The sequence below is a fragment of the Clavibacter capsici genome (genome assembly GCF_001280205.1).
GTDB classification, from domain to species: domain Bacteria; phylum Actinomycetota; class Actinomycetes; order Actinomycetales; family Microbacteriaceae; genus Clavibacter; species Clavibacter capsici.
Genome location: NZ_CP012573.1, coordinates 981,927 through 1,000,872, shown reverse-complemented (window position 1 = coordinate 1,000,872; position 18,946 = coordinate 981,927). Strand labels below are relative to the sequence as shown.

The window sequence follows — 18,946 nt, the reverse complement described above, 5'->3', positions numbered from 1 at the left end:
GGCTCACTGTGACCGATGACCAGAGCTGGCAGGCCCCGGGCGGCGCGTCCTCCGGGCAGGGCGGATCCCCGGATCCGGACGGACGGGGCCAGGGCGCCGGCGTCGCGGGCCCGCCGGCGGGTCCCGCGCAGGTCCCCGCTCCCGGCCACGGCCAGCCGTACCCGCCCGCGCCCGCCTGGGGCTCCGCGCCCGCCTGGACCCCGCCGCCCAAGCCCGGCCTCCTCCCGCTCCGGCCGCTCGGCCTCGGCGCGATCCTCGCCGGCTCGTTCCAGGCGCTGCGCAGGAACCCCGGCCCCACGGTCGGCAGCGCGCTGCTCATCCAGGGGCTCGTGGGCGTCGTCACGCTCGTGCTCGTCGGCGGCGTGTCCGGCTTCGTCATCTCGCGGATCCTCTCCGCCCGGGAGGCGGACCAGGGGCCGATCATCGCGGGCGGCGTCGCCGCGGTCGTCATCACCACGATCGTCACGCTCGTGCTGTCGATCGTCGCGTCGTCGTTCCTCCAGGGCGTGGTCGCGAGCGAGGTCGCCCGCGGCACGCTCGGCGAGCGCCTCCGCATGCGGGCGCTGTGGCGCCTGGCGCGGCCGCGACTCGGGCCGCTCGTGCTGTGGAGCCTCTTCCTCACCGCCGCCTGGACCCTCGTCCTCGCGGTGCTCGCCGGGGTCGTCGCGCTCCTGGTGCTCGCGGGCGGCGCGGGCGTCGCGGTCGGGATCCTCGTCGGCGTGCTCGGGGTGATGGGCCTCGTGGTCGTGGCCGTCTGGGTCTCCACGCGCCTGGCGCTCGTGCCGAGCGCCATCGTGATCGAGCGGATGCGCCCGTTCGCGGCGGCGCGGCGGTCGTGGTCGCTGACCGTCGGGTCGTTCTGGCGCGTCCTCGGGATCCTGCTGCTCACCGGCGCCATCGTCTGGGTGGCCACGAACGTCGTCACCGTGCCGCTCACGCTGCTCACCTCGATCCTGCAGACGCTGCTCTTCCCGAACGGCGAGCTCGACTTCCAGGCCTTCGACGCCTCGGTGCTCTTCTACCTCGCGACGCAGCTGCTCACGGTCGTCGTGAGCGTCGTGATCGGCAGCGTCGGCGGGGTGGTCACGTCGGCGAACGCCGCCATCGTCTACATCGACCTGCGGATGCGGCGCGAGGGCCTCGACCTCGAGCTCGCGCGGTTCGCGGAGGAGCGCGCGGCGGGCGCACCCGGTGCCACCGGGCCCGACGCCCGCGACCCGTACCGGTCGCCCGCGGGCGGCCCGGGACGCGCGTGACCGGCGCCGTCCTCCTCGCGGCGTTCGCACGCGCGGCCGCCGTCCCGCTGGATCCGGACGCCGACGACGCGCGCCGCCTCCTCCTCGACGAGCTCGCGAAGCCCGAGTACGAGGCCGCCCGCCCGAACGCGCTCGACCTCGCGGCCGAGGCCGTGGGCGGCTGGCTCGCCCGGCTGTTCACCGGCGCGGGCGGGGGCCTCGTCGATCTCGCGCCCGTCGTGATCGGCGCGCTCGTGCTCGCCGCCGTCGTCGTCGCGTTCCTCGTGTTCGGAGCGCCGCGCCGCGACCGCAGGCGCCGGGCCGCCCAGCACGGCGACGGGCTCTTCGGATCCGACGACCGGCGCTCGGCGGAGGAGCTGCGCCGCGCGGCCGCCGCGGCACGGAGCGCCGGCGACCTCACCGCCGCCGCGTCCGACCTCTTCCGGGCGATCGCGCGCGACCAGGCCGAGCGCACGATCGTGGCGGTGGATCCCGGCACCACCGCCCGCGGCTTCGCCCGGCGCGCCGGATCCGCCCACCCCGGCCACGCCGCGCGCCTGCTGGCGGCGGCCGACGACTTCGACGCCGTGCGGTACCTCGGGCGCCCGGGCACGGAGGAGATGGTCGACCGCCTCGACGCGCTCGACCAGGAGCTGCGGACGGCCGTGCCCGTGCGGCACGAGCCCGTGGCCGCGGGGGCCGCGTGAGCGCGCCGGCGCCGGCTCCCGCGCGCGCCGACGTCGCGCCGTCCGAGACCCGCACTCCCGGCCAGGCGCTCCGCCGGGCCGGCACGTGGATCGCGCTGGCCGCGCTCGCCGTCCTCGTCGCGGTGGCCTCGCTCGCGGTCGGCGGCGCCGCGCGGCAGGGCGAGCCGCTCGCCCCCGACGACCCGGCGCCCTCCGGCACGCAGGCGCTCGCGCGCGTGCTCGCCGACCGGGGCGTGGACGTCACGCTCGCCTCGACGCTCGCCGAGGCGCGCGCCGCCGTCGGGGACGCCGACGACGCGACCCTCGTGCTCGGCCCCACGTCCGACCGGCTCGACGACGACCGGCTCGCGGAGGTCGGCCGCCTCTCCCCCCGCACCGTGATCCTCGCCCCCGACTTCCGGGCGCTGCGGGCGATCGCGCCCGACGTCGCGGCGGGCGGCGCGGCCGAGTCCGCCGACCGCGCCCTCGACGCCGACTGCCCGTTGCCCGCCGCGCGGGCCGCCGGCTCCGTGCCCGACGACGCGCCCGTCTTCCGCTACGTGGGCGACGACGCGTCCACCGCCGTCACGTGCTTCCCCGACGACACCGGCGACGCCTTCGCGCTCCTCCAGGTGCCGTCGGCCGTCCTGCCCGGCGGCACCGTGACGGTCCTCGGCGCCGACCCGATCCTCACGAACGACCGCATCGCCGAGCAGGGATCCGCGGCCCTCGCGCTCGGCGTGCTCGGCGAGCGGCCGCGGCTCGTCTGGTACACGCCGTCGCCCGACGACGCCGCGGGCGACGCGCCGCCCACGCTCGGCGAGCTGACGCCCGGGTGGGTCACCCCGGCGATCCTGCTGATCGGCGCCGCCGCCCTCGCCGCCGCCGTGTGGCGCGGCCGCCGCTTCGGGCCGCTCGTGGTGGAGCGGCTGCCCGTCGTGGTCCGCGCCGACGAGACCGCCGAGGGACGCGCGCGCCTGTACCAGCGGGCGGACGCGCGGGGGCACGCCCTCGACGCGCTGCGCATCGGCACGGTCGACCGGATCGCCACGACGCTCGCGCTCGGCCGTCTCTCGTCCGTCGACGACGTGGTCGCCGCGTCCGCCGCCGCGCTCGCCGAGGACCCGGCCGCGATCCGCGACCTCCTGCTCGACGCCCGCCCCCGCACCGACCGCGACCTCGTCGACCTCGCCGGGCGCCTCGCCGCGCTCGAGCGGCGGGTCGCCCGGGCCGCCGACCCCGCGGACCCGACCGACCCGACCAGGAGAATGGATCCATGACCGACGACCTCCGCACCAGCCTGCTCGCCGTCCGGACCGAGGTCGGGAAGGCCGTCGTCGGGCAGGACGGCGCGGTGACCGGCATGATCATCGCCCTCCTCGCCCGCGGCCACGTGCTCCTCGAGGGCGTGCCCGGCGTCGCGAAGACGCTCCTCGTCCGCTCGCTCAGCCACGCGCTCCGCCTCGACACCGCGCGCGTGCAGTTCACGCCCGACCTCATGCCGGGCGACATCACCGGATCCCTCGTCTACGACTCCCGCGAGGGCGCGTTCTCGTTCCGCCGCGGGCCGGTGTTCACGAGCATCCTGCTGGCCGACGAGGTCAACCGCACGCCGCCGAAGACGCAGTCGGCGCTGCTCGAGGCGATGGAGGAGCGGCAGGTCACGGTCGACGGCGAGAGCCACGCGCTGCCGGATCCCTTCCTCGTCGCCGCCACGCAGAACCCCGTCGAGTACGAGGGCACCTACGCGCTGCCCGAGGCGCAGCTCGACCGCTTCCTGCTGAAGCTCGTGCTCGACCTGCCCGAGCGCGACGCCGAGGTCGAGGTGCTCCGCCGCCACTCGACCGGCTTCGACCCGCGCGACCTCGAGGCCGCGGGCGTCCGTCCCGTCCTCGACGCCGACGGGCTGCATCGCGCGCAGGCCGCCGTCCGCGAGGTCCGCGTGGGCGCCGACGTGCTCGCGTACATGGTCGACCTCGCGCGGGCGACCCGCCGCTCGCCGTCGGTGCAGCTCGGGGTCTCGCCGCGCGGATCCACGAGCCTCCTCGCCGCCAGCCGCGCGTGGGCCTGGTTGAGCGGCTTCGACGCCGTGACGCCCGACCACGTGCAGGAGATGGTGCTGCCGGTGCTGCGCCACCGCATCGCGCTGCGGCCCGAGGCGGAGCTCGAGGGCGTCTCGGTCGACGCCGTGCTCCGCGGCGTCATGGCGCAGGTGCAGGTGCCGATCTAGTGGCGCGCCGCTAGATGGCCCTCACCGGGCGGACCGTCGCGCTCCTCCTCCTGGGGATCGTGCCGCTCGTCGCGCTCGGCGACGGGTCGGACGCGGCGTACGCGCTCCTCGGGGGGTGGATCCTCCTGGTCGCCCTGCTCCTGGCGCTCGACCTGGCTCTGGCCGGGAGCCCGCGGGCCGTGGCTCTCGAGCGGGTCCTGCCCGCGCGGATCCGGCTCGACGAGCAGGGCGAGAGCGTGCTCCTCGTGACCAACCGGGGGACGCGCGCGCTGCGCGCCGTCGTGCGCGACGCCTGGCAGCCGTCCGCGGGGGCGTCCTCCACGCGCGACCGCGTGCGGATCCCCGCCGGCGAGCGCCGCGCGATCCGCCTGACCCTCACGCCCACGCGCCGCGGCGAGCGCCGCACCGAGCGCGTCACGATCCGCTCCGCCGGCCCGCTCGGCCTCGCCGCGCGCCAGGCGACGCTCCTCTCCCCCGGCGCCGTGCGGGTCCTGCCCCCGTTCCGCTCCCGCCGCCACCTGCCGTCGCGGCTCGCCCGGCTGCGGGAGCTCGACGGACGCACCGCGCTGATGGTGCGCGGCCAGGGCACCGAGTTCGACAGCCTGCGCGACTACGTGCGCGGGGACGACGTCCGCTCCATCGACTGGCGCGCGACCGCCCGCCGGCAGGACGTGGTGGTGCGCACCTGGCGGCCGGAGCGCGACCGGCGCGTGGTGCTCGTGCTCGACACGGGGCGGACGGCGGCGGGCCGGATCCAGGACGAGACCCGGCTCGACACCGCGTTCGAGGCGTCGCTGCTGCTGGCCGCGCTCGCCACGCGCGCGGGCGACCGGGTCGACATGGTGGCGCACGACCGCCGCGTCCGGGCGCGCGTGCGGGCGGGATCCGGCGGCGACGTCGTCTCGCGCATGGTCGACGCGCTCGCGCCGGTGGACCCCGAGCTCCTCGAGACCGACTGGAGCGCCGTGCCCGCGCTCGTCCGCCGCATCGTGTCCCAGCGCTCGCTCGTGGTGCTGCTCACGGCCGTCGACTCCCCCGGCAGCTCGCGCGCGCTCCTCCAGGTGCTGCCGCAGCTGACGCGCACGCACCACGTGCTCGTCGCCGCGGTGGTGGATCCCGGCCTCGCCGAGCGCGCCGCCGACCGCTCCGGCCGCGCCGCCGTCTACCGCGCCGCCGCCGCCGAGCGCGCGCTGCTCGACGTGGCGCGCGTGGAGGCGGCCGTCCGGCGGCTCGGCGCGGACGTCGTCACGGGCGCGCCCGCCGACCTCCCGCCCGCGCTCTCCGACCGCTACATCCAGCTGAAGGCCACCGGCCGGCTCTGACGCCGGGCGCGGGACGCCGGGGGGGGGACCGGCCGCTCAGGCGCGCGCCGCGGCCGGCGCAGCGGGATCGGCCGCCGGGAGCGGGAGCATCCCGCCGCTCAGGGCGCGGATGGCCCGCTCGAGCGCGTCGCGCATGTCGATCTCGGGCCGGTAGCTCCACTGCAGCTGCAGCCCGTCGCTCACCGCGACCGCGAGGCGCGCGAAGGAGTCGGCGTCGAGCCCCGCGGGCAGCTCCACGTCGAGCGCGCGCACCTGGTCCGCGACCGCGTCGACGACGCGCGCGTACCGCCCGGCGATGTAGGCGTGCGCGGGGTGGTCGGCGCCGGCGGCGTCCACCACGAGGCGCGAGTACAGGGCGACGAGCCCGGGCGTCTCCGCGTTGTGGGCGCTCGCGCGCAGCAGCATGCCGACCATGTCCGTGGGGTCCGCGTCCGGCAGCGCCCGGCGGTAGTCCGCCGCGGAGGCCGCGTCGCGCTCCTCGAGCACGGCCGCGATGAGCGCCTCACGCGAGTCGAAGTAGTGCAGGACGCCGGCCTTGCTGATCCCGACGGCGTCCGCGATCTCCTGCAGCGATGACGCGGAGTAGCCGCGCTCGGCGATGAGGGCGAGCGCCGCCTCGAGGATCTCGCGCCGGCGGGTCGCCCCCTTGGCGTAGCGCCGCGGACCCTCTGCCCCTGCCATGCCTCGACCCTAGCGATCCGCGGAGGGACCGAATACCTACCAACGGTGGGTTTCGCGTGCTACCGTCGTGCCGAGCCGCCGACGAGGGCGGACCCGAACGAGGAGGCACCGTGGCCGACGCAGTCCGAGAGCAGCACACCGAGGACGCGTCGCGCGTCCGCGCCGGACGGGAGGGCGAGCGCCCACCCGGATCCCGCCGGGCCGAGATCGGGATGCCCATCGCGCTCCTCGGCCTCTTCGTGGCGCTGCTCCCGCCCATCATCGTGTCGCTCGCGCTCAAGGTCGCCGAGGTCGCGCCCGACAGCACCGCCGGCACCCTCAGCCTCGTGCTCGGCCTCGGCGCGCTCGTCGCGCTCATCGTGAACCCGCTCGCCGGCCGCCTCTCCGACCGCACGCCGGGCCGGTTCGGCATGCGCCGCCCGTGGATCATCGGCGGCGTCGTCCTCGGCTACGGCGCGCTGTTCCTGCTGACCCAGGCGACGACCGTGCTCGCGCTCGTGGGCGCGTGGATGCTCGTGCAGGGCTGCTTCAACGCCGCCATCGCCGCGCTCATCGCCGTCATGGCCGACTCCGCGCGCCCCCGCAACCGCGGGCGGGTCGCGGCGGCCGTCGGCGTCGCCCAGAACGGCTCGCTCGTGGTCGGCACCTTCATCGTGCAGCTGTTCACGACCACGACGCAGCAGGTGCTCGTGCCCGGCGCGATCGGCGTCATCGTCGTCGTCGCCTTCGCGCTCGTGTTCCGCGACCGCGTGCTCGCCGAGCGGCCGACCGCGCGCCTGAGCGTGAAGGAGCTCCTCGGGTCCTTCGTGTTCGACCCGCGCCGGAACCCCGACTTCGGCTGGGCCTGGCTCATGCGCTTCCTGCTCACCGCCTCGGCCGTGACCGCCACCAACTACCTCGCGCTGTACCTCATCGACGACCTCGGGGTCGCGGAGGCCGACGTCGCGAACGCCGTGTTCATGGCGACGCTCTTCAACGTGGTCGGCGTGGTCGCCACCACCTTCGTCGCCGGCTGGCTGAGCGACCGGCTCGGCCGCCGCAAGGTCTTCGTCGCCGTCGCGGCGCTCGTCGCGGTCGTGGGCCTCGTGATCCTCGCCCTCGCCCCCAGCCTCGCCGTCGTCTACGCCGCGCAGCTCGTCATCGGCGCGGGCATCGGCTCGTTCTACGCGGTGGACCTCGCGCTCATCACCGACGTGCTGCCGAGCGACGCCGACAACGGCAAGGACCTCGGCGTCGTCAACATCGCGCAGGCGCTGCCGCAGTCGCTCGTGCCCACCGCCGCCAGCGGCGTCGTCGGCGCCTTCGGCTACCCGGGCCTCTTCCTCGCGGGCGCCGCGGCCGGGGTCCTCGGCGCGGCCGCCGCCTTCCGCGTGAAGGGCGTCCGATGACCGCCGACCCCGCATCCGCCGCCCGACCCGACGCCACCCCAGGAGCACCCATGGACCCGCACGACTCCCCCACCCCGCTCGACCCCGACACCGCCGCGCTCGAGGAGCTCGCCTCCCGGCTCACGCTGGAGCAGAAGGTGCAGCTGATCACCGGCCGCGACTTCTGGACCACGTGGCCCGTGGAGGGCATCGGCCTCCGCCGCATGCTCGTCTCCGACGGCCCGAGCGGCGTGCGCGGCGAGGTGTGGGACGAGCGCTCGCCCTCGCTCAACCTCCCGTCGGCCTCCGCGCTGTCCTCCAGCTGGGACACGGGGATCGCCGCGCGCTACGGCCGCGCCTCCGCGGTCGAGGCGCGCCGCAAGGGCGTCGACGTCGTGCTCGGCCCGACCATCAACCTGCACCGGTCGCCCTACGGCGGCCGGCACTTCGAGGCGTTCAGCGAGGATCCGCTGCTCACCGCCGACCTCGCCGCCGCGTACGTCCGCGGCGTGCAGGAGAACGGCGTGGGCGCGACCCCCAAGCACTACGTCGCCAACGAGTACGAGACCGACCGCTTCACGGCCGACAGCGTCGTGTCCGAGCGCGCGCTCCGCGAGCTGTACCTCGCCGCGTTCGAGAAGGCCGTCGTCGAGTCGCGCGCCTGGCTCGTGATGAGCTCGTACAACTCCATCAACGGCGTGACCTCCACCGAGAACGACCTGCTGGAGACGCCGCTCAACTCGGAGTGGGGCTTCGACGGCGTCGTGGTCAGCGACTGGACCGGCGTCCGCAGCGTCGACGCCGCGCGCGCCTCGCAGGACCTCGAGATGCCGGGCCCGGACGGCGCCTGGGGCCCCGCGCTCGTCGACGCCGTGCGCGACGGCCGCGTGCCGGAGTCCGACGTCGACCGCAAGGTGGTGCGCCTCCTGCGCCTCGCCGCCCGCGTCGGCGCGCTCGAGGGCTTCGACGCCGTCGCGCCCGCGCCCGTGGCGGTCGAGGACGGCGTGGCCTTCGCGCGCACGGCCGCCGCCGCCGGCACCGTGCTCGTGCGCAACGAGGACCGGACCCTGCCGCTCGACGCGTCCGCGCTCCGCTCGGTCGCCGTCATCGGGCACAACGCCGTCGAGGCGCGCACGCAGGGCGGCGGCAGCGCGACCGTCATCCCCGAGCACGTGGTGACGCCGCTCGACGGGATCCGCGACGCCCTCGACGACGACGTCGAGGTGCGGTACGCGCGCGGCGCGGTGGTGCAGAAGGGGATCCAGGAGCTGCCGCTCGCCGAGATCCGGAACCCCCGGTCGGGCGAGCCCGGCGCCCTCGTGCGCTTCCTCGACGCCGACGGCGCCGAGGTGTTCGCGGAGGACCGCCGGGCGACGACCCTCATGTACTTCGGCGGCGACGCGCCCACGGCCACGGCCGCGGTCATCGAGATCACGACCCGCTGGACGCCGACGGAGACCGGCGACGTCCTGTTCGGCTTCAGCGCCGCCGGCCGCGGCCGCGTCCTCGCCGACGGCGAGCTGCTCCGCGAGGACGGCGCCGCGCCCGTCGGCATGGACCTCGGCGCGAGCCTCATGTCGCCGCCGTCGATCTCCGCGACGGTCGCCGCGGTCGCCGGGCAGCCGGTGGACCTGAAGGTCGAGTTCGAGCTGACCAGCATGCCGGGCGGCCTCGCGGGCATCCTCGGCATCACGGTGGGCCTCGAGGCCGACGAGTCGGAGCCCGACCGCCTGCTGGAGGAGGCCGTGGAGGCCGCCACCGGCGCGGACGTCGCGATCGTCGTCGTCGGCACGAACGCGCAGGTCGAGTCCGAGGGCTTCGACCGCGACTCGCTCGCGCTCCCCGGCCGCCAGGACGAGCTGGTGCGCCGCGTCGCCGCCGCCAACCCGCGCACGGTCGTGGTCGTGAACTCGGGATCCCCCGTGCTCCTCCCCTGGCGCGACGACGTGCAGGCGCTCGTCCTCGCGTGGTTCGGCGGCCAGGAGTTCGGCGGCGCCCTCGCGGACGTGCTGTTCGGCGCCGTCGAGCCCGGCGGCCGCCTCCCCACCACGTGGCCCGCGACCGAGGAGGACGTGCCCGTCCGCTCCGTCACGCCCGTCGACGGGAAGGTGGTCTACGACGAGGGGATCCACGTCGGCTACCGCGCCTGGCTCCGCTCGGGCGCCGCGCCCGCCTACGCGTTCGGCCACGGCCTCGGCTACACGACGCACGCGCTCGACGACCTGCGGGTCGCCGAGGACGGCGCGGGCGGGATCACCGCGACCGTCACCGTGACGAACACGGGCGACCGCGCGGGCAAGGAGGTCGTGCAGGCCTACCTGTCGCGCGAGGGATCCGCGGTCGACCGTCCCGTGCGCTGGCTCGCGGGCTTCGCGTCCGTGGAGCTGGAGGCGGGTGCCTCCGCCGAGGTGCACGTCCCCGTCGGCGCGCGGACGTTCGAGCACTGGGACGGCGGCTGGCAGCGCGAGCCCGGCTCCTTCCGCCTGCACGTCGGCACCTCGGTGACGGCGACGCCGCTGGAGGCCGAGGTGGACCCGGCGGCCTGACCCGCTCCCGGCACGACCCGCGAGGCGGGCGGCCGGCGGATCCGGACGGGCTCAGCCCGCGACGATCCGCCGTCCGCCCGCCTCGAACTCGTCGAGGTCGCCCGTCGCGCCCGCGCGCACCGCCCGGCCGCCGACGACCACCATGTAGGCGAGGAACGCGGCGAGCGCCACCGCGCCGATCGCGATCTTCAGCGGCACGGGCCACGGCTGCGGCGTGACGAAGCCCTCGATGATCCCGGAGACGAGCAGCACCAGCACGAGCCCCATCGCGACCGTGATGAGCGCGCGCCCGTCCTCGGCGAGCGCCTGGCCGCGGGTGCGGGCGCCGGGCGCGATCCACGCCCACGAGATGCGGAGGCCGGCCGCGGCCGCGACGAAGATCGCCGTGAGCTCGAGCAGGCCGTGCGGGAGGATGTAGGAGAAGAACGTGCCGCCCTCGCCGTAGTGGAACATGACCGCGGTGGTCGTCCCGAGGCCCTGCGCGTTCTGCAGGATGACGTACGGCACCCAGAGCCCTGTGATCCCGAAGGCCACGCACTGCGCCGCGATCCACGCGTTGTTCGTCCAGACCTGGCCCGTGAACGAGGCCGCGGGGTTCGAGCTGTAGTAGTCGACGAAGTCGTCCTCGACGTACCTCCGCAGGTCGGCGTCGCTGCCGAGGCTCGCGATCATGGCGGGGTCGCGGAGGATCCAGGTGGCGTAGAGCGCCATGATCGCCACCGTCGCGAGGGCCACGGCGAGCGTCAGCCAGCGGATCCGGTACAGCGCCGCCGGCAGGTCGACCGCGAAGAAGGCGGGGATGCGCGACGCCACGTTCGTCGTCTGCCCCGTGAAGCGCATGCGCGCCCGGGAGAGCGCGACGGAGAGCCGGTCGCCCTGCGCGGTGGATCCGGCCGCCGCCTGGATCGCGGACAGCTCGGCCGCACCCGCCTGGTACCGGTCGACGAGCTCGTCGGCCTCGGGTCCGGTGAGCCGGCGCCGGCCACCGAGGCGGGCGAGCCGGTCCCAGTCGTCCCGGTGGGCGGCGGTGTAGGCGTCGAGGTCCATCTGCTTGACTATATGCATGGCGGCCGCCGACGCGCACGACCCGACGCTCTCGGACGTCCCCGACGCGCTCGTGGTGGGCGAGGCCGTCGCCCTCGACGTCCGTCCCGCGGGCTTCGTGCTGAGGGCAGCGGGCGCCGCGATCGACGTGGCCGCGTCCCTCGTCGTCGCCGGTCTGCTGGCCCTCGGCATCCTGTGGCTCGCCGGCGCCGGGCTGCTCGACGAGTCCTCCGCCGCGGCGTGCGCCATCGCGGCCCTGGTGCTGTCGATCGTCGTGCTGCCCGTGATCGTGGAGACCGCGACCCGCGGGCGGTCGCTCGGACGCTGGGCCGTCGGCGCGCGCATCGTGCGGGCCGACGGCGGGGGCATCGGCCTCCGGCACGCGGTCGCGCGGGCGCTCGTCGGGATCCTCGAGACCTACCTCACGCTCGGCGGCCTCGCCGCGCTCGTGGGGCTCCTGAGCCCACGCGCCCAGCGCCTCGGCGACCTCGTGGCCGGCACCCGCTCGCAGCACGAGCGCGTGCCCGCCTACCCGCAGCCGCTGCCGCCCGTGCCGCCGCACCTCGCCGCGTGGGCATCCGAGGCCGACGTCGGCCGCCTGCCCGACGCCCTCGGCCGCCGCCTCGCGCGGTTCCTGACGCAGCGCGCGGCCATGACCCCGACCTCCCGCGCGCGCCTGGCCGCCGAGCTCGCCGACGAGGTCGCGGCGCACGTGTCGCCGCTGCCGACCGCCGACGCCGAGTCGTTCGTCACGGCCGTGGGCGCCGTCCGCCGGGAGCGCGAGCACCGCGCCCTGATGCTCGAGCGCGACCGCTTGGCGGCGCTCGAGCCGATCCTCGCGGGGCTGCCGCACGGCTTCCCGGCGCGCGGCGGATCCACCCCTGCCTGACGCGACCCGAACCCCGGACGCCCCGGACACGACGACGCCGCCCGCACCGCGGAGGGACGGACGGCGTCGGGCGGTGCCGCGCGGATCAGTACCGGTAGTGGTCCACCTTGTACGGGCCCTCGACCTGGACGCCGATGTAGGCGGCCTGCTCGGGGCGCAGCTCGGTGAGCTCCACGCCGAGCGCGTCGAGGTGCAGGCGGGCGACCTTCTCGTCGAGGTGCTTCGGCAGGACGTAGACGCCGATCGGGTACTGCTCGTTGCGCACCCACAGCTCGATCTGCGCGAGCACCTGGTTCGTGAACGAGTTGCTCATCACGAACGACGGGTGGCCGGTGGCGTTGCCGAGGTTCATCAGGCGGCCCTCGGAGAGCACCAGCACGCTGCGGCCGTTCGGGAGGCGCCACTCGTGCACCTGCGGCTTGATCTCGACCTTCTCCACGCCCGGGAGGCGCTCGAGGCCGGCCATGTCGATCTCGTTGTCGAAGTGGCCGACGTTGGCGATGATCGCCTGGTGCTTCATCCGCTCGATGTGCTCGACGCGGACGACGTCGACGTTGCCCGTGCCGGTGACGAGGATGTCGACCTGCTCGATGACCGACTCGAGGCGCGCGACCTGGTAGCCGTCCATCGCCGCCTGGAGCGCGCAGATGGGGTCGACCTCGGAGACGATGACGCGCGCGCCCTGGCCGCGCAGCGCCTCGGCCGCGCCCTTGCCCACGTCGCCGTAGCCGACGACGAACGCGACCTTGCCGCCGATGAGGACGTCGGTGGCGCGGTTCAGGCCGTCGGGGAGCGAGTGGCGGATGCCGTACTTGTTGTCGAACTTGCTCTTGGTGACCGAGTCGTTGACGTTGATGGCCGGGAACAGCAGCTCCCCGTCGCGCGCCAGCTCGTACAGGCGGTGGACGCCCGTGGTGGTCTCCTCCGTGACGCCCTGGATGTCGGCGGCGACGCGCGTCCAGCGGTCGGTGGAGGCGGCGACGCTGCGGCGGAGCGTGTCGAGGATGACGCGGTACTCGTGGCTCGCGTCCTCCGGCGTCTCGGGCACGACGCCCGCGAGCTCGTACTCGCGGCCCTTGTGCACGAGGAGCGAGGCGTCGCCGCCGTCGTCGAGGATCATGTTCGGGCCCGTCCAGTCGGCGCCGGCGGCCTGCGCCTCGCCCGACCAGTCGAAGATCTGCTCGGTGCACCACCAGTACTCCTCGAGCGTCTCGCCCTTCCAGGCGAAGACCGGCACGCCCGCGGGCGCGTCCGGGGTCCCCGCGCCGACGGCGACCGCCGCGGCGGCCTCGTCCTGCGTGGAGAAGATGTTGCAGCTCGCCCAGCGCACCTGCGCGCCGAGGGCGGTGAGGGTCTCGATGAGCACGGCCGTCTGCACGGTCATGTGGATGGATCCGGCGATGCGCGCGCCCGCGAGCGGCTGCGACGCGCCGAACTCCTCGCGGAGGGCCATGAGGCCGGGCATCTCGTTCTCGGCGAGGCGGATCTGGTGGCGTCCGGACTCCGCGAGGGAGAGGTCGGCGACGCGGAAGGGCAGAGCGGTGGACGTGGCTTCCGGGAGCAGGGTCATGCGTCCAGTCTCGCATCCGCCGCGTGACGCCCGCCCATGGATGACGGGCGGGCGGCGGGCGGACCCCGGCCGGCTAGCGGAAGGACCGCAGGCGCAGGCTGTTCGTGACGACGAACACCGACGACAGCGCCATGGCGAGCCCCGCGACGAGCGGGTTGAGGAGCCCCAGCATGGCGACGGGGATCGCGGCCGCGTTGTAGGCGAAGGCCCAGAACAGGTTGCCGCGGATGGTGCCGAGCGTGCGGCGGGCGAGGCGCACGGCGTCGGCGACCAGCACGAGGTCGCCGCGGACGATCGTGATGTCGCCCGCCTCGATCGCCGCGTCGGTGCCCGTGCCCATCGCGATGCCGAGGTCCGCCTGCGCGAGCGCCGCGGCGTCGTTCACGCCGTCGCCGACCATCGCGACCACGCGGCCCTCCGCCTGGAGCCGGCGCACCGCGTCGAGCTTGCCCTCGGGGAGCACGCCCGCGATCACCTCGTCGATGCCGACCTCGGCGGCGACCCGGTGCGCGGCGCCGGCGGTGTCGCCCGTGAGGAGGACGGGGCGGAGCCCGAGCGCGCGGATCCGGCGGACGGCCTCGGCGCTCGTCGGCTTGACCGCGTCGGCCACGGCGAGGACGCCCGTGACGGCGCCGTCCCACGCGACCGCGACGACGGTGGATCCGGCCGCCTCGGCCTCCCGGAGCGCCTCGGCGAGCGCATGGTCGGGCTCCGCGGCCCACTGCTCCGCGAGCCACGACGGGCGGCCGACCGCGACCGCGCGGCCGTCCACCACGCCGTGCACGCCGAGGCCCGCGGTGGCGACGAAGCCCTCGACGGCGGGCAGGGATCCGGCGCCCGCGGCCTCGACGACGGCGCGCGCCACCGGGTGCTCGCTGCGCGCCTCGAGGGCGGCGGCGACGCGCACGAGCTCGTCGGCGTCGACGCCCGCCGCGGGGACCGCCCGCACGAGCGCCATGACGCCCGTCGTGACGGTGCCGGTCTTGTCGAGCAGCACGGTGTCGATGCGGCGGGTCGACTCCAGCACCTCGGGCCCGGTGATGAGGATCCCGAGCTGCGCGCCGCGGCCCGTGCCCACGAGGAGCGCGGTCGGCGTCGCGAGCCCGAGGGCGCACGGGCAGGCGATGATCAGCGTCGCCACGGCGGCGGTGAACGCGGTCTCGGGCGGGAAGCCGAGCAGCAGCCACGCGACGAGTGTGGCCAGCGCGAGCACGAGCACGACGGGCACGAAGACGGCGGAGACGCGGTCGGCGAGGCGCTGGATCCGGGCCTTGCCGGTCTGCGCCTCCTCCACGAGGGCGGCCATGCGCGCGAGCCGGGTCTCCTCCCCCACGCGCGTGGCGCGCACGAGGAGGCGGCCGCCGGCGTTGAGGGTCGCGCCCGTCACCTCGTCGCCCGGCCCGACCTCCTCGGGCAGCGACTCGCCCGTGAGGAGCGACCGGTCGACGGCGCTGGATCCGTCGACGACCACGCCGTCGGTCGCGATGCGCTCGCCCGGCCGCACGACGAACTCCTCGTCGACGCCGAGGTCGCCGATGGGGATCCGCCGCTCGACGCCGTCGCGGACGACCGCGACGTCCTTGGCGGCGAGGTCGAGGAGCGCGGCCAGGGCGGCGCCGGACGCGCGGGCGGCCCGCGCCTCCAGGTAGCGGCCGCCGAGGAGGAAGACGGTGACGGCGGCGGCGACCTCGAGGTAGACGTCGCCGGATCCGCCGCCGAGCTCGGAGACGAGGCTCATGGTCATGCGCATGCCGGGCTCGCCCGCGTCGCCGAGGAAGAGCGCGTAGAGCGACCACAGGAACGCGGCCGCGACGCCGATGCTCACGAGCGTGTCCATGCCGACGCCGCCGTGGCGCGCGCTGACGGCCGCCGAGCGGTGGAAGGGCCACGCGCCCCACACCGCGACGGGCGCGGCGAGCGCGAGCGAGAGCCACTGCCAGTCGTCGAACTGGAGCGCGGGGATCATCGCCATGAGGAAGACGGGCACGGTCAGCGCCGCGGAGACCACGAGCCGCTGCCGGAGCGCGAGCTCGTCGGCGTCGGGGCGGCGGGCGGGGACGGCGTCGCGGCGGGCGGGCTGCGCGGGATCCGCGGCGTGCGCCGGATCCGAGGCGGGGGCCTGGGGCGCGGTCGGACGGACGCGGGCAGCCTCGACCTCGGCGGGCGCGGGAGCCGGCGCGGGAGCGGCATCCGCCGCCCCGCTCCCCCACGCGGCGCGCTCGGACGCGCGGTACCCCGTGCGCTCGATGGTGCGGATCGCGTCCTCGACGCTCGTGCCCGCGGGCAGCTGCACGCGCGCGCGGTGGGTCGCGTAGTTGACGGCGGCCTCGACCCCGGGCATCCGGCCGAGCTTCCGCTCGATGCGCATCGCGCACGAGGCGCACGTCATGCCCTGCACGTCGAGGTCGACGCGCGTGAGCACGGTGCCGTCCTCGGCCGGGGCGGCGACGGGCTCCGCGGCGGGCGCGGATCCGGATGCGGGGTCGGCCATGTCAGACCTCCGCGACGTAGCCGGCCTCGTCGACCGCGGCGCGGACGGCCGCGGGGTCGAGCGGCCGGTCGCTCTCGACGGTGACGGTGGACGCGCCGCCCACGACGAGGTCGACGGCGACGGACGAGACGCCCGGCAGCTCGCCGACCTCCTCGGTGACGCTCCGGACGCAGTGCGCGCAGGTCATGCCGGTGACGGGGAACGCGGTGGTGGTCATGGGGTCTCCTTGTCGGTGGGTGCGGGGGCGCGGGTCGCGCGGATCAGGACCGGACGAGCCGCGCGATGGCCGCGGAGGCCTCGCGCACCTTGTCGTCCGCGACCTGTCCGCCCTCGCGGGCCGCCTCCGCGAGGCAGTGGGCGAGGTGGTCGTCGAGCAGCTTGAGGGCGACGGTCTCCATGGCGCGCGTGACGGCGGAGACCTGCGTGAGCACGTCGATGCAGTACGTGTCGGACTCGACCATGCGCTCGATCCCGCGCACCTGGCCCTCCGCGCGCCGCAGCCGCTTGAGGATGTCGTCCTTGCCCTCGCTGTACCCGACCATCGCGGCCCCTTCCCTCGGGATCCACGATACCCCCAGGGGGTACACAAGGGAACCCCCTGGGGGTATCCGTCCCGCGCGTGCGCCCCGCGCACGACGACGCCGCGCCCCTCGAGGAGGGACGCGGCGTCGGGGCCGGGCGGGCGACGGGGTCAGGCTCCGCGGATCAGCCCCAGGAGCTCGTCGCGGAGGGCGGCCATGCGCTCCTCGGTGGACGCCTCGACGTTGAGGCGCAGCAGCGGCTCGGTGTTCGAGGGGCGGACGCTGAACCACCAGAACGCGCCGTCGGCGTCGACCGGGCCGTCGACCGTGAGGCCGTCGAACTCGTCGAACTCGCCGCGGCCGCGGAAGGCCTCGACGATGCGCTCGTACGCGGCGGGCACGTCGTCGACCGTGCTGTTGATCTCGCCCGACAGCGCGTACGGCGTGTAGCGCGCGGAGAGGTCGGACATGAGGCCGTCGGTCTGGCCGAACTCGGCGAGCAGGTGCATCGCGGCGAGCATGCCGTTGTCGGCGCCCCAGAAGTCGCGGAAGTAGTAGTGGGCGGAGTGCTCGCCGCCGAATACGGCGCCCGTGGCGGCCATCTGGTCCTTGATGAGCGAGTGGCCGACGCGCGTGCGGACGGCCGTGGCGCCCGCCGCCTCGATCGTCTCGGGCACGATGCGCGAGGTGATGAGGTTGTGCAGCACGGTCACCTCGCCCTGCGGCGCCTGCGCCCTCACGCGGGAGATCTCGCGGAGCGCGACGATGGCGGCGACGGCGCTGGGCGTGACCGCCTGGCCCTTCTCGTCCACCACGAAGCAGCGGTCGGCGTCGCCGTCGAACGCGAGGCCGAGGTCGGCGCCGTGCTCGACGACGGCCTTCTGCAGGTCGACCAGGTTGGCGGGCTCGAGCGGGTTCGCCTCGTGGTTCGGGAACGTGCCGTCGAGCTCGAAGTAGAGCGGGATGACCTCGATGGGCAGCTCGGGGAGGCCGGCCGCGGTGCCGAGCACGGCAGGGACGGTCATGCCGCCCATGCCGTTGCCCGCGTCCACGACGACGCGCAGCGGGCGGATGCCGGAGAGGTCGACGAGCTGGCGGAGGTAGCCGGCGTAGTCGGCGAGGACGTCGCGCTCGCGCACCTCGCCCGCGGGCTCAACGGGCGCGATGCCGTCCGTGAGGAAGCCGATCGCGCGGTCGCGGATGGCGGCGAGGCCCGTGTCGAGGCTGATGCCCTGGGCGCCCGCGCGGGAGAACTTGAGGCCGTTGTAGGTGGCCGGGTTGTGGCTCGCGGTGAACATGACCGCGGGGGCGTCGAGGGATCCGGAGGCGAAGTACGTCTCGTCGGTCGAGCACAGGCCGATGAGGAGGACGTCCCCGCCGCGTGCGGTGGCACCGCGGGCGAACGCCTGCGCGAACGACGGCGAGGAGTCGCGCATGTCGTGGCCGACGACGATCTCGCGGCCGGCGGCGCCGAGCTCGTCGACGAAGCCCGCGCCGAGGGCCGTGACGAGCTCCTCGGTCAGCTGGCTGCCGACGAGACCTCGCACGTCGTAGGTCTTCACGATGGCGGTCAGCGTCTCGGCGGCAGTCGTCGTCATGCTCCGAAACCTACCTCACCGAGCACGCCGTGCCGGACGATCTGCCAGCCCTGCGGGGCCGAGAGACGGGCCGCGTGCCGGTCGCACAGGTCGTAGCTGTGGGGCTCGGAGTCGTGGCTGAGGGGACCGAGGACGGCCATGGAGTCCGCGTAGACGTAGGTGAGGGTGGTCGTGGCGCCGCCGGTGCAGCCGACGCGGGAGCAGGGCCTGTTCGTCATGTCGCGCCCACACTACCGCCGACGCCGAGGGCCGTACGATGGGGCCATGCCACGATCGCGCCGCCGGGGAGGCCACGTCTCCATCCGCGGCTCGTGGCGGGATCGGCACGGTCGCGGCCTGCGCTCCCCCGTCACCGGGCCGGAGCTGCCCGTCCTCCGCACGCGCGCCGACCTCTTCGACGAGATCGTCGCGTCCACGGCCGAGTACCTGCGCGGCCTCTGGCCCGACGAGCTCGCGCGCGTGTCGTTCGAGGTCGCCGCCCTGCCCGCGGAGAACAGCGAGCGGGACGGCATCGACCGGTGGACGGTGCTCCCCGACGAGCGCCGCGTCATCTTCTACCGCCTCCCCATCGAGCGCCTCGCGCACCTGCACGAGGACGACGAGCACCACCAGCGGGCGCTCGTGGAGGGCTGCGTCTTCCGCGCGGTCGCCGAGCTGCTCGACAAGGACCCGTGGGACCTGGCGCCCGACAGGTACGACCCGCACTAGCCGCGGATCCCTCGCGCCCGTCAGGTGTCCGAGCGCGCGAGAGGCGACGTCGGCGGGC

The 18,946-nt window shown here is 75.6% G+C and carries 17 protein-coding genes; 9 read left to right on the top strand and 8 right to left on the bottom strand.

The genetic code is table 11. From position 1 onward, the window contains the following. The first annotated feature begins 8 nt into the window (after nucleotides 1-8). The 5 genes from AES38_RS04790 to AES38_RS04770 are packed head-to-tail and all read left to right on the top strand — an operon-like array spanning nucleotide 9 to nucleotide 5,473. Nucleotides 9-1,256: a glycerophosphoryl diester phosphodiesterase membrane domain-containing protein gene (locus AES38_RS04790; RefSeq protein WP_053774017.1), complete on the top strand. Its 1,248-nt coding sequence runs from the start codon at nucleotides 9-11 to the stop codon at nucleotides 1,254-1,256. Beyond that, nucleotides 1,253-1,942, top strand: a complete 690-nt coding sequence (locus AES38_RS04785) for a DUF4129 domain-containing protein (RefSeq protein WP_053774016.1) — start codon at nucleotides 1,253-1,255, stop codon at nucleotides 1,940-1,942. The genes AES38_RS04790 and AES38_RS04785 overlap by 4 nt, the downstream gene beginning before the upstream one ends. After that, on the top strand, nucleotides 1,939-3,201 hold the full coding sequence (locus AES38_RS04780) for a DUF4350 domain-containing protein (protein ID WP_053774015.1): 1,263 nt from the start codon (nucleotides 1,939-1,941) through the stop codon (nucleotides 3,199-3,201). The genes AES38_RS04785 and AES38_RS04780 overlap by 4 nt, the downstream gene beginning before the upstream one ends. After that, nucleotides 3,198-4,151 carry an AAA family ATPase gene (locus AES38_RS04775; RefSeq protein ID WP_053774014.1) on the top strand — a complete coding sequence of 318 codons (954 nt, stop codon included), beginning with the start codon at nucleotides 3,198-3,200 and terminating at the stop codon, nucleotides 4,149-4,151. Before AES38_RS04780 ends, AES38_RS04775 begins: the two co-directional genes overlap by 4 nt. Nucleotides 4,152-4,165: 14 nt before the next feature. Beyond that, entirely contained in the window at nucleotides 4,166-5,473 is a 1,308-nt protein-coding gene (locus AES38_RS04770; RefSeq protein ID WP_053774013.1) for a DUF58 domain-containing protein, read from the top strand. A 36-nt stretch (nucleotides 5,474-5,509) separates the two neighbouring features. Here AES38_RS04770 and AES38_RS04765 read toward each other — a convergent pair whose 3' ends face one another. Then, entirely contained in the window at nucleotides 5,510-6,154 is a 645-nt protein-coding gene (locus AES38_RS04765) for a TetR/AcrR family transcriptional regulator (RefSeq protein WP_053774012.1), read from the bottom strand. A gap of 110 nt (nucleotides 6,155-6,264) precedes the next feature. Between AES38_RS04765 and AES38_RS04760 the strand changes: the two genes are divergently transcribed. Then, nucleotides 6,265-7,542 (top strand): MFS transporter, encoded by a 1,278-nt coding sequence (locus AES38_RS04760; protein ID WP_053774011.1) that lies wholly within the window; start codon nucleotides 6,265-6,267, stop codon nucleotides 7,540-7,542. Nucleotides 7,543-7,592: 50 nt separating this feature from the next. Then, entirely contained in the window at nucleotides 7,593-10,067 is a 2,475-nt protein-coding gene (locus AES38_RS04755) for a beta-glucosidase H (RefSeq protein WP_053774010.1), read from the top strand. A gap of 51 nt (nucleotides 10,068-10,118) precedes the next feature. On the opposite strand, the gene AES38_RS04750 is transcribed toward AES38_RS04755, so the two are convergent. Next, nucleotides 10,119-11,114 carry a stage II sporulation protein M gene (locus AES38_RS04750; protein WP_053774009.1) on the bottom strand — a complete coding sequence of 332 codons (996 nt, stop codon included), beginning with the start codon at nucleotides 11,112-11,114 and terminating at the stop codon, nucleotides 10,119-10,121. A 16-nt stretch (nucleotides 11,115-11,130) separates the two neighbouring features. Here AES38_RS04750 and AES38_RS04745 point away from each other — a divergent pair, with 16 nt between their 5' ends. After that, the gene (locus AES38_RS04745) at nucleotides 11,131-12,000 is read left to right on the top strand and encodes an RDD family protein (protein WP_053774008.1); all 870 of its coding nucleotides are present in this window, start codon (nucleotides 11,131-11,133) and stop codon (nucleotides 11,998-12,000) included. Nucleotides 12,001-12,085: 85 nt separating this feature from the next. On the opposite strand, the gene ahcY is transcribed toward AES38_RS04745, so the two are convergent. The 6 genes from ahcY to AES38_RS04715 all read right to left on the bottom strand — a co-directional run bounded on the left by ahcY (nucleotide 12,086) and on the right by AES38_RS04715 (nucleotide 18,398). After that, on the bottom strand, nucleotides 12,086-13,570 hold the full coding sequence (gene ahcY, locus AES38_RS04740; protein ID WP_053774007.1) for an adenosylhomocysteinase: 1,485 nt from the start codon (nucleotides 13,568-13,570) through the stop codon (nucleotides 12,086-12,088). A gap of 73 nt (nucleotides 13,571-13,643) precedes the next feature. Then, nucleotides 13,644-16,061, bottom strand: coding sequence for a heavy metal translocating P-type ATPase (locus AES38_RS04735; RefSeq protein ID WP_053774006.1), 2,418 nt, complete (start codon nucleotides 16,059-16,061; stop codon nucleotides 13,644-13,646). A gap of 1 nt (nucleotide 16,062) precedes the next feature. Next, nucleotides 16,063-16,278 (bottom strand): heavy-metal-associated domain-containing protein, encoded by a 216-nt coding sequence (locus tag AES38_RS04730; RefSeq protein WP_053774005.1) that lies wholly within the window; start codon nucleotides 16,276-16,278, stop codon nucleotides 16,063-16,065. Between the two features lie 43 nt (nucleotides 16,279-16,321). Further along, nucleotides 16,322-16,603: a metal-sensitive transcriptional regulator gene (locus AES38_RS04725; RefSeq protein WP_015489737.1), complete on the bottom strand. Its 282-nt coding sequence runs from the start codon at nucleotides 16,601-16,603 to the stop codon at nucleotides 16,322-16,324. Between the two features lie 149 nt (nucleotides 16,604-16,752). Further along, on the bottom strand, nucleotides 16,753-18,180 hold the full coding sequence (locus AES38_RS04720) for a phosphomannomutase/phosphoglucomutase (protein ID WP_053774004.1): 1,428 nt from the start codon (nucleotides 18,178-18,180) through the stop codon (nucleotides 16,753-16,755). Then, a complete protein-coding gene (locus AES38_RS04715; RefSeq protein WP_015489735.1) occupies nucleotides 18,177-18,398 on the bottom strand; it encodes a DUF3499 family protein in 222 nt (73 codons plus the stop codon). Before AES38_RS04715 ends, AES38_RS04720 begins: the two co-directional genes overlap by 4 nt. Before the next feature lie 46 nt (nucleotides 18,399-18,444). Between AES38_RS04715 and AES38_RS04710 the strand changes: the two genes are divergently transcribed. Beyond that, the gene (locus AES38_RS04710) at nucleotides 18,445-18,888 is read left to right on the top strand and encodes a metallopeptidase family protein (RefSeq protein WP_043669982.1); all 444 of its coding nucleotides are present in this window, start codon (nucleotides 18,445-18,447) and stop codon (nucleotides 18,886-18,888) included. Nucleotides 18,889-18,946 lie beyond the last annotated feature (58 nt).

Coding starts and splice junctions, on each gene's coding strand:
- AES38_RS04770 (WP_053774013.1), top strand. CDS start 4,166: ATGGCCCTCACCGGGCGGACCGTCGCGCTCCTCCTCCTGGGGATCGTG.
- AES38_RS04735 (WP_053774006.1), bottom strand. CDS start 16,061: ATGGCCGACCCCGCATCCGGATCCGCGCCCGCCGCGGAGCCCGTCGCC.
- AES38_RS04750 (WP_053774009.1), bottom strand. CDS start 11,114: ATGGACCTCGACGCCTACACCGCCGCCCACCGGGACGACTGGGACCGG.
- AES38_RS04715 (WP_015489735.1), bottom strand. CDS start 18,398: ATGACGAACAGGCCCTGCTCCCGCGTCGGCTGCACCGGCGGCGCCACG.
- AES38_RS04755 (WP_053774010.1), top strand. CDS start 7,593: ATGGACCCGCACGACTCCCCCACCCCGCTCGACCCCGACACCGCCGCG.
- AES38_RS04725 (WP_015489737.1), bottom strand. CDS start 16,603: ATGGTCGGGTACAGCGAGGGCAAGGACGACATCCTCAAGCGGCTGCGG.
- AES38_RS04775 (WP_053774014.1), top strand. CDS start 3,198: ATGACCGACGACCTCCGCACCAGCCTGCTCGCCGTCCGGACCGAGGTC.
- AES38_RS04730 (WP_053774005.1), bottom strand. CDS start 16,278: ATGACCACCACCGCGTTCCCCGTCACCGGCATGACCTGCGCGCACTGC.
- ahcY (WP_053774007.1), bottom strand. CDS start 13,570: ATGACCCTGCTCCCGGAAGCCACGTCCACCGCTCTGCCCTTCCGCGTC.
- AES38_RS04710 (WP_043669982.1), top strand. CDS start 18,445: ATGCCACGATCGCGCCGCCGGGGAGGCCACGTCTCCATCCGCGGCTCG.
- AES38_RS04745 (WP_053774008.1), top strand. CDS start 11,131: ATGGCGGCCGCCGACGCGCACGACCCGACGCTCTCGGACGTCCCCGAC.
- AES38_RS04720 (WP_053774004.1), bottom strand. CDS start 18,180: ATGACGACGACTGCCGCCGAGACGCTGACCGCCATCGTGAAGACCTAC.
- AES38_RS04765 (WP_053774012.1), bottom strand. CDS start 6,154: ATGGCAGGGGCAGAGGGTCCGCGGCGCTACGCCAAGGGGGCGACCCGC.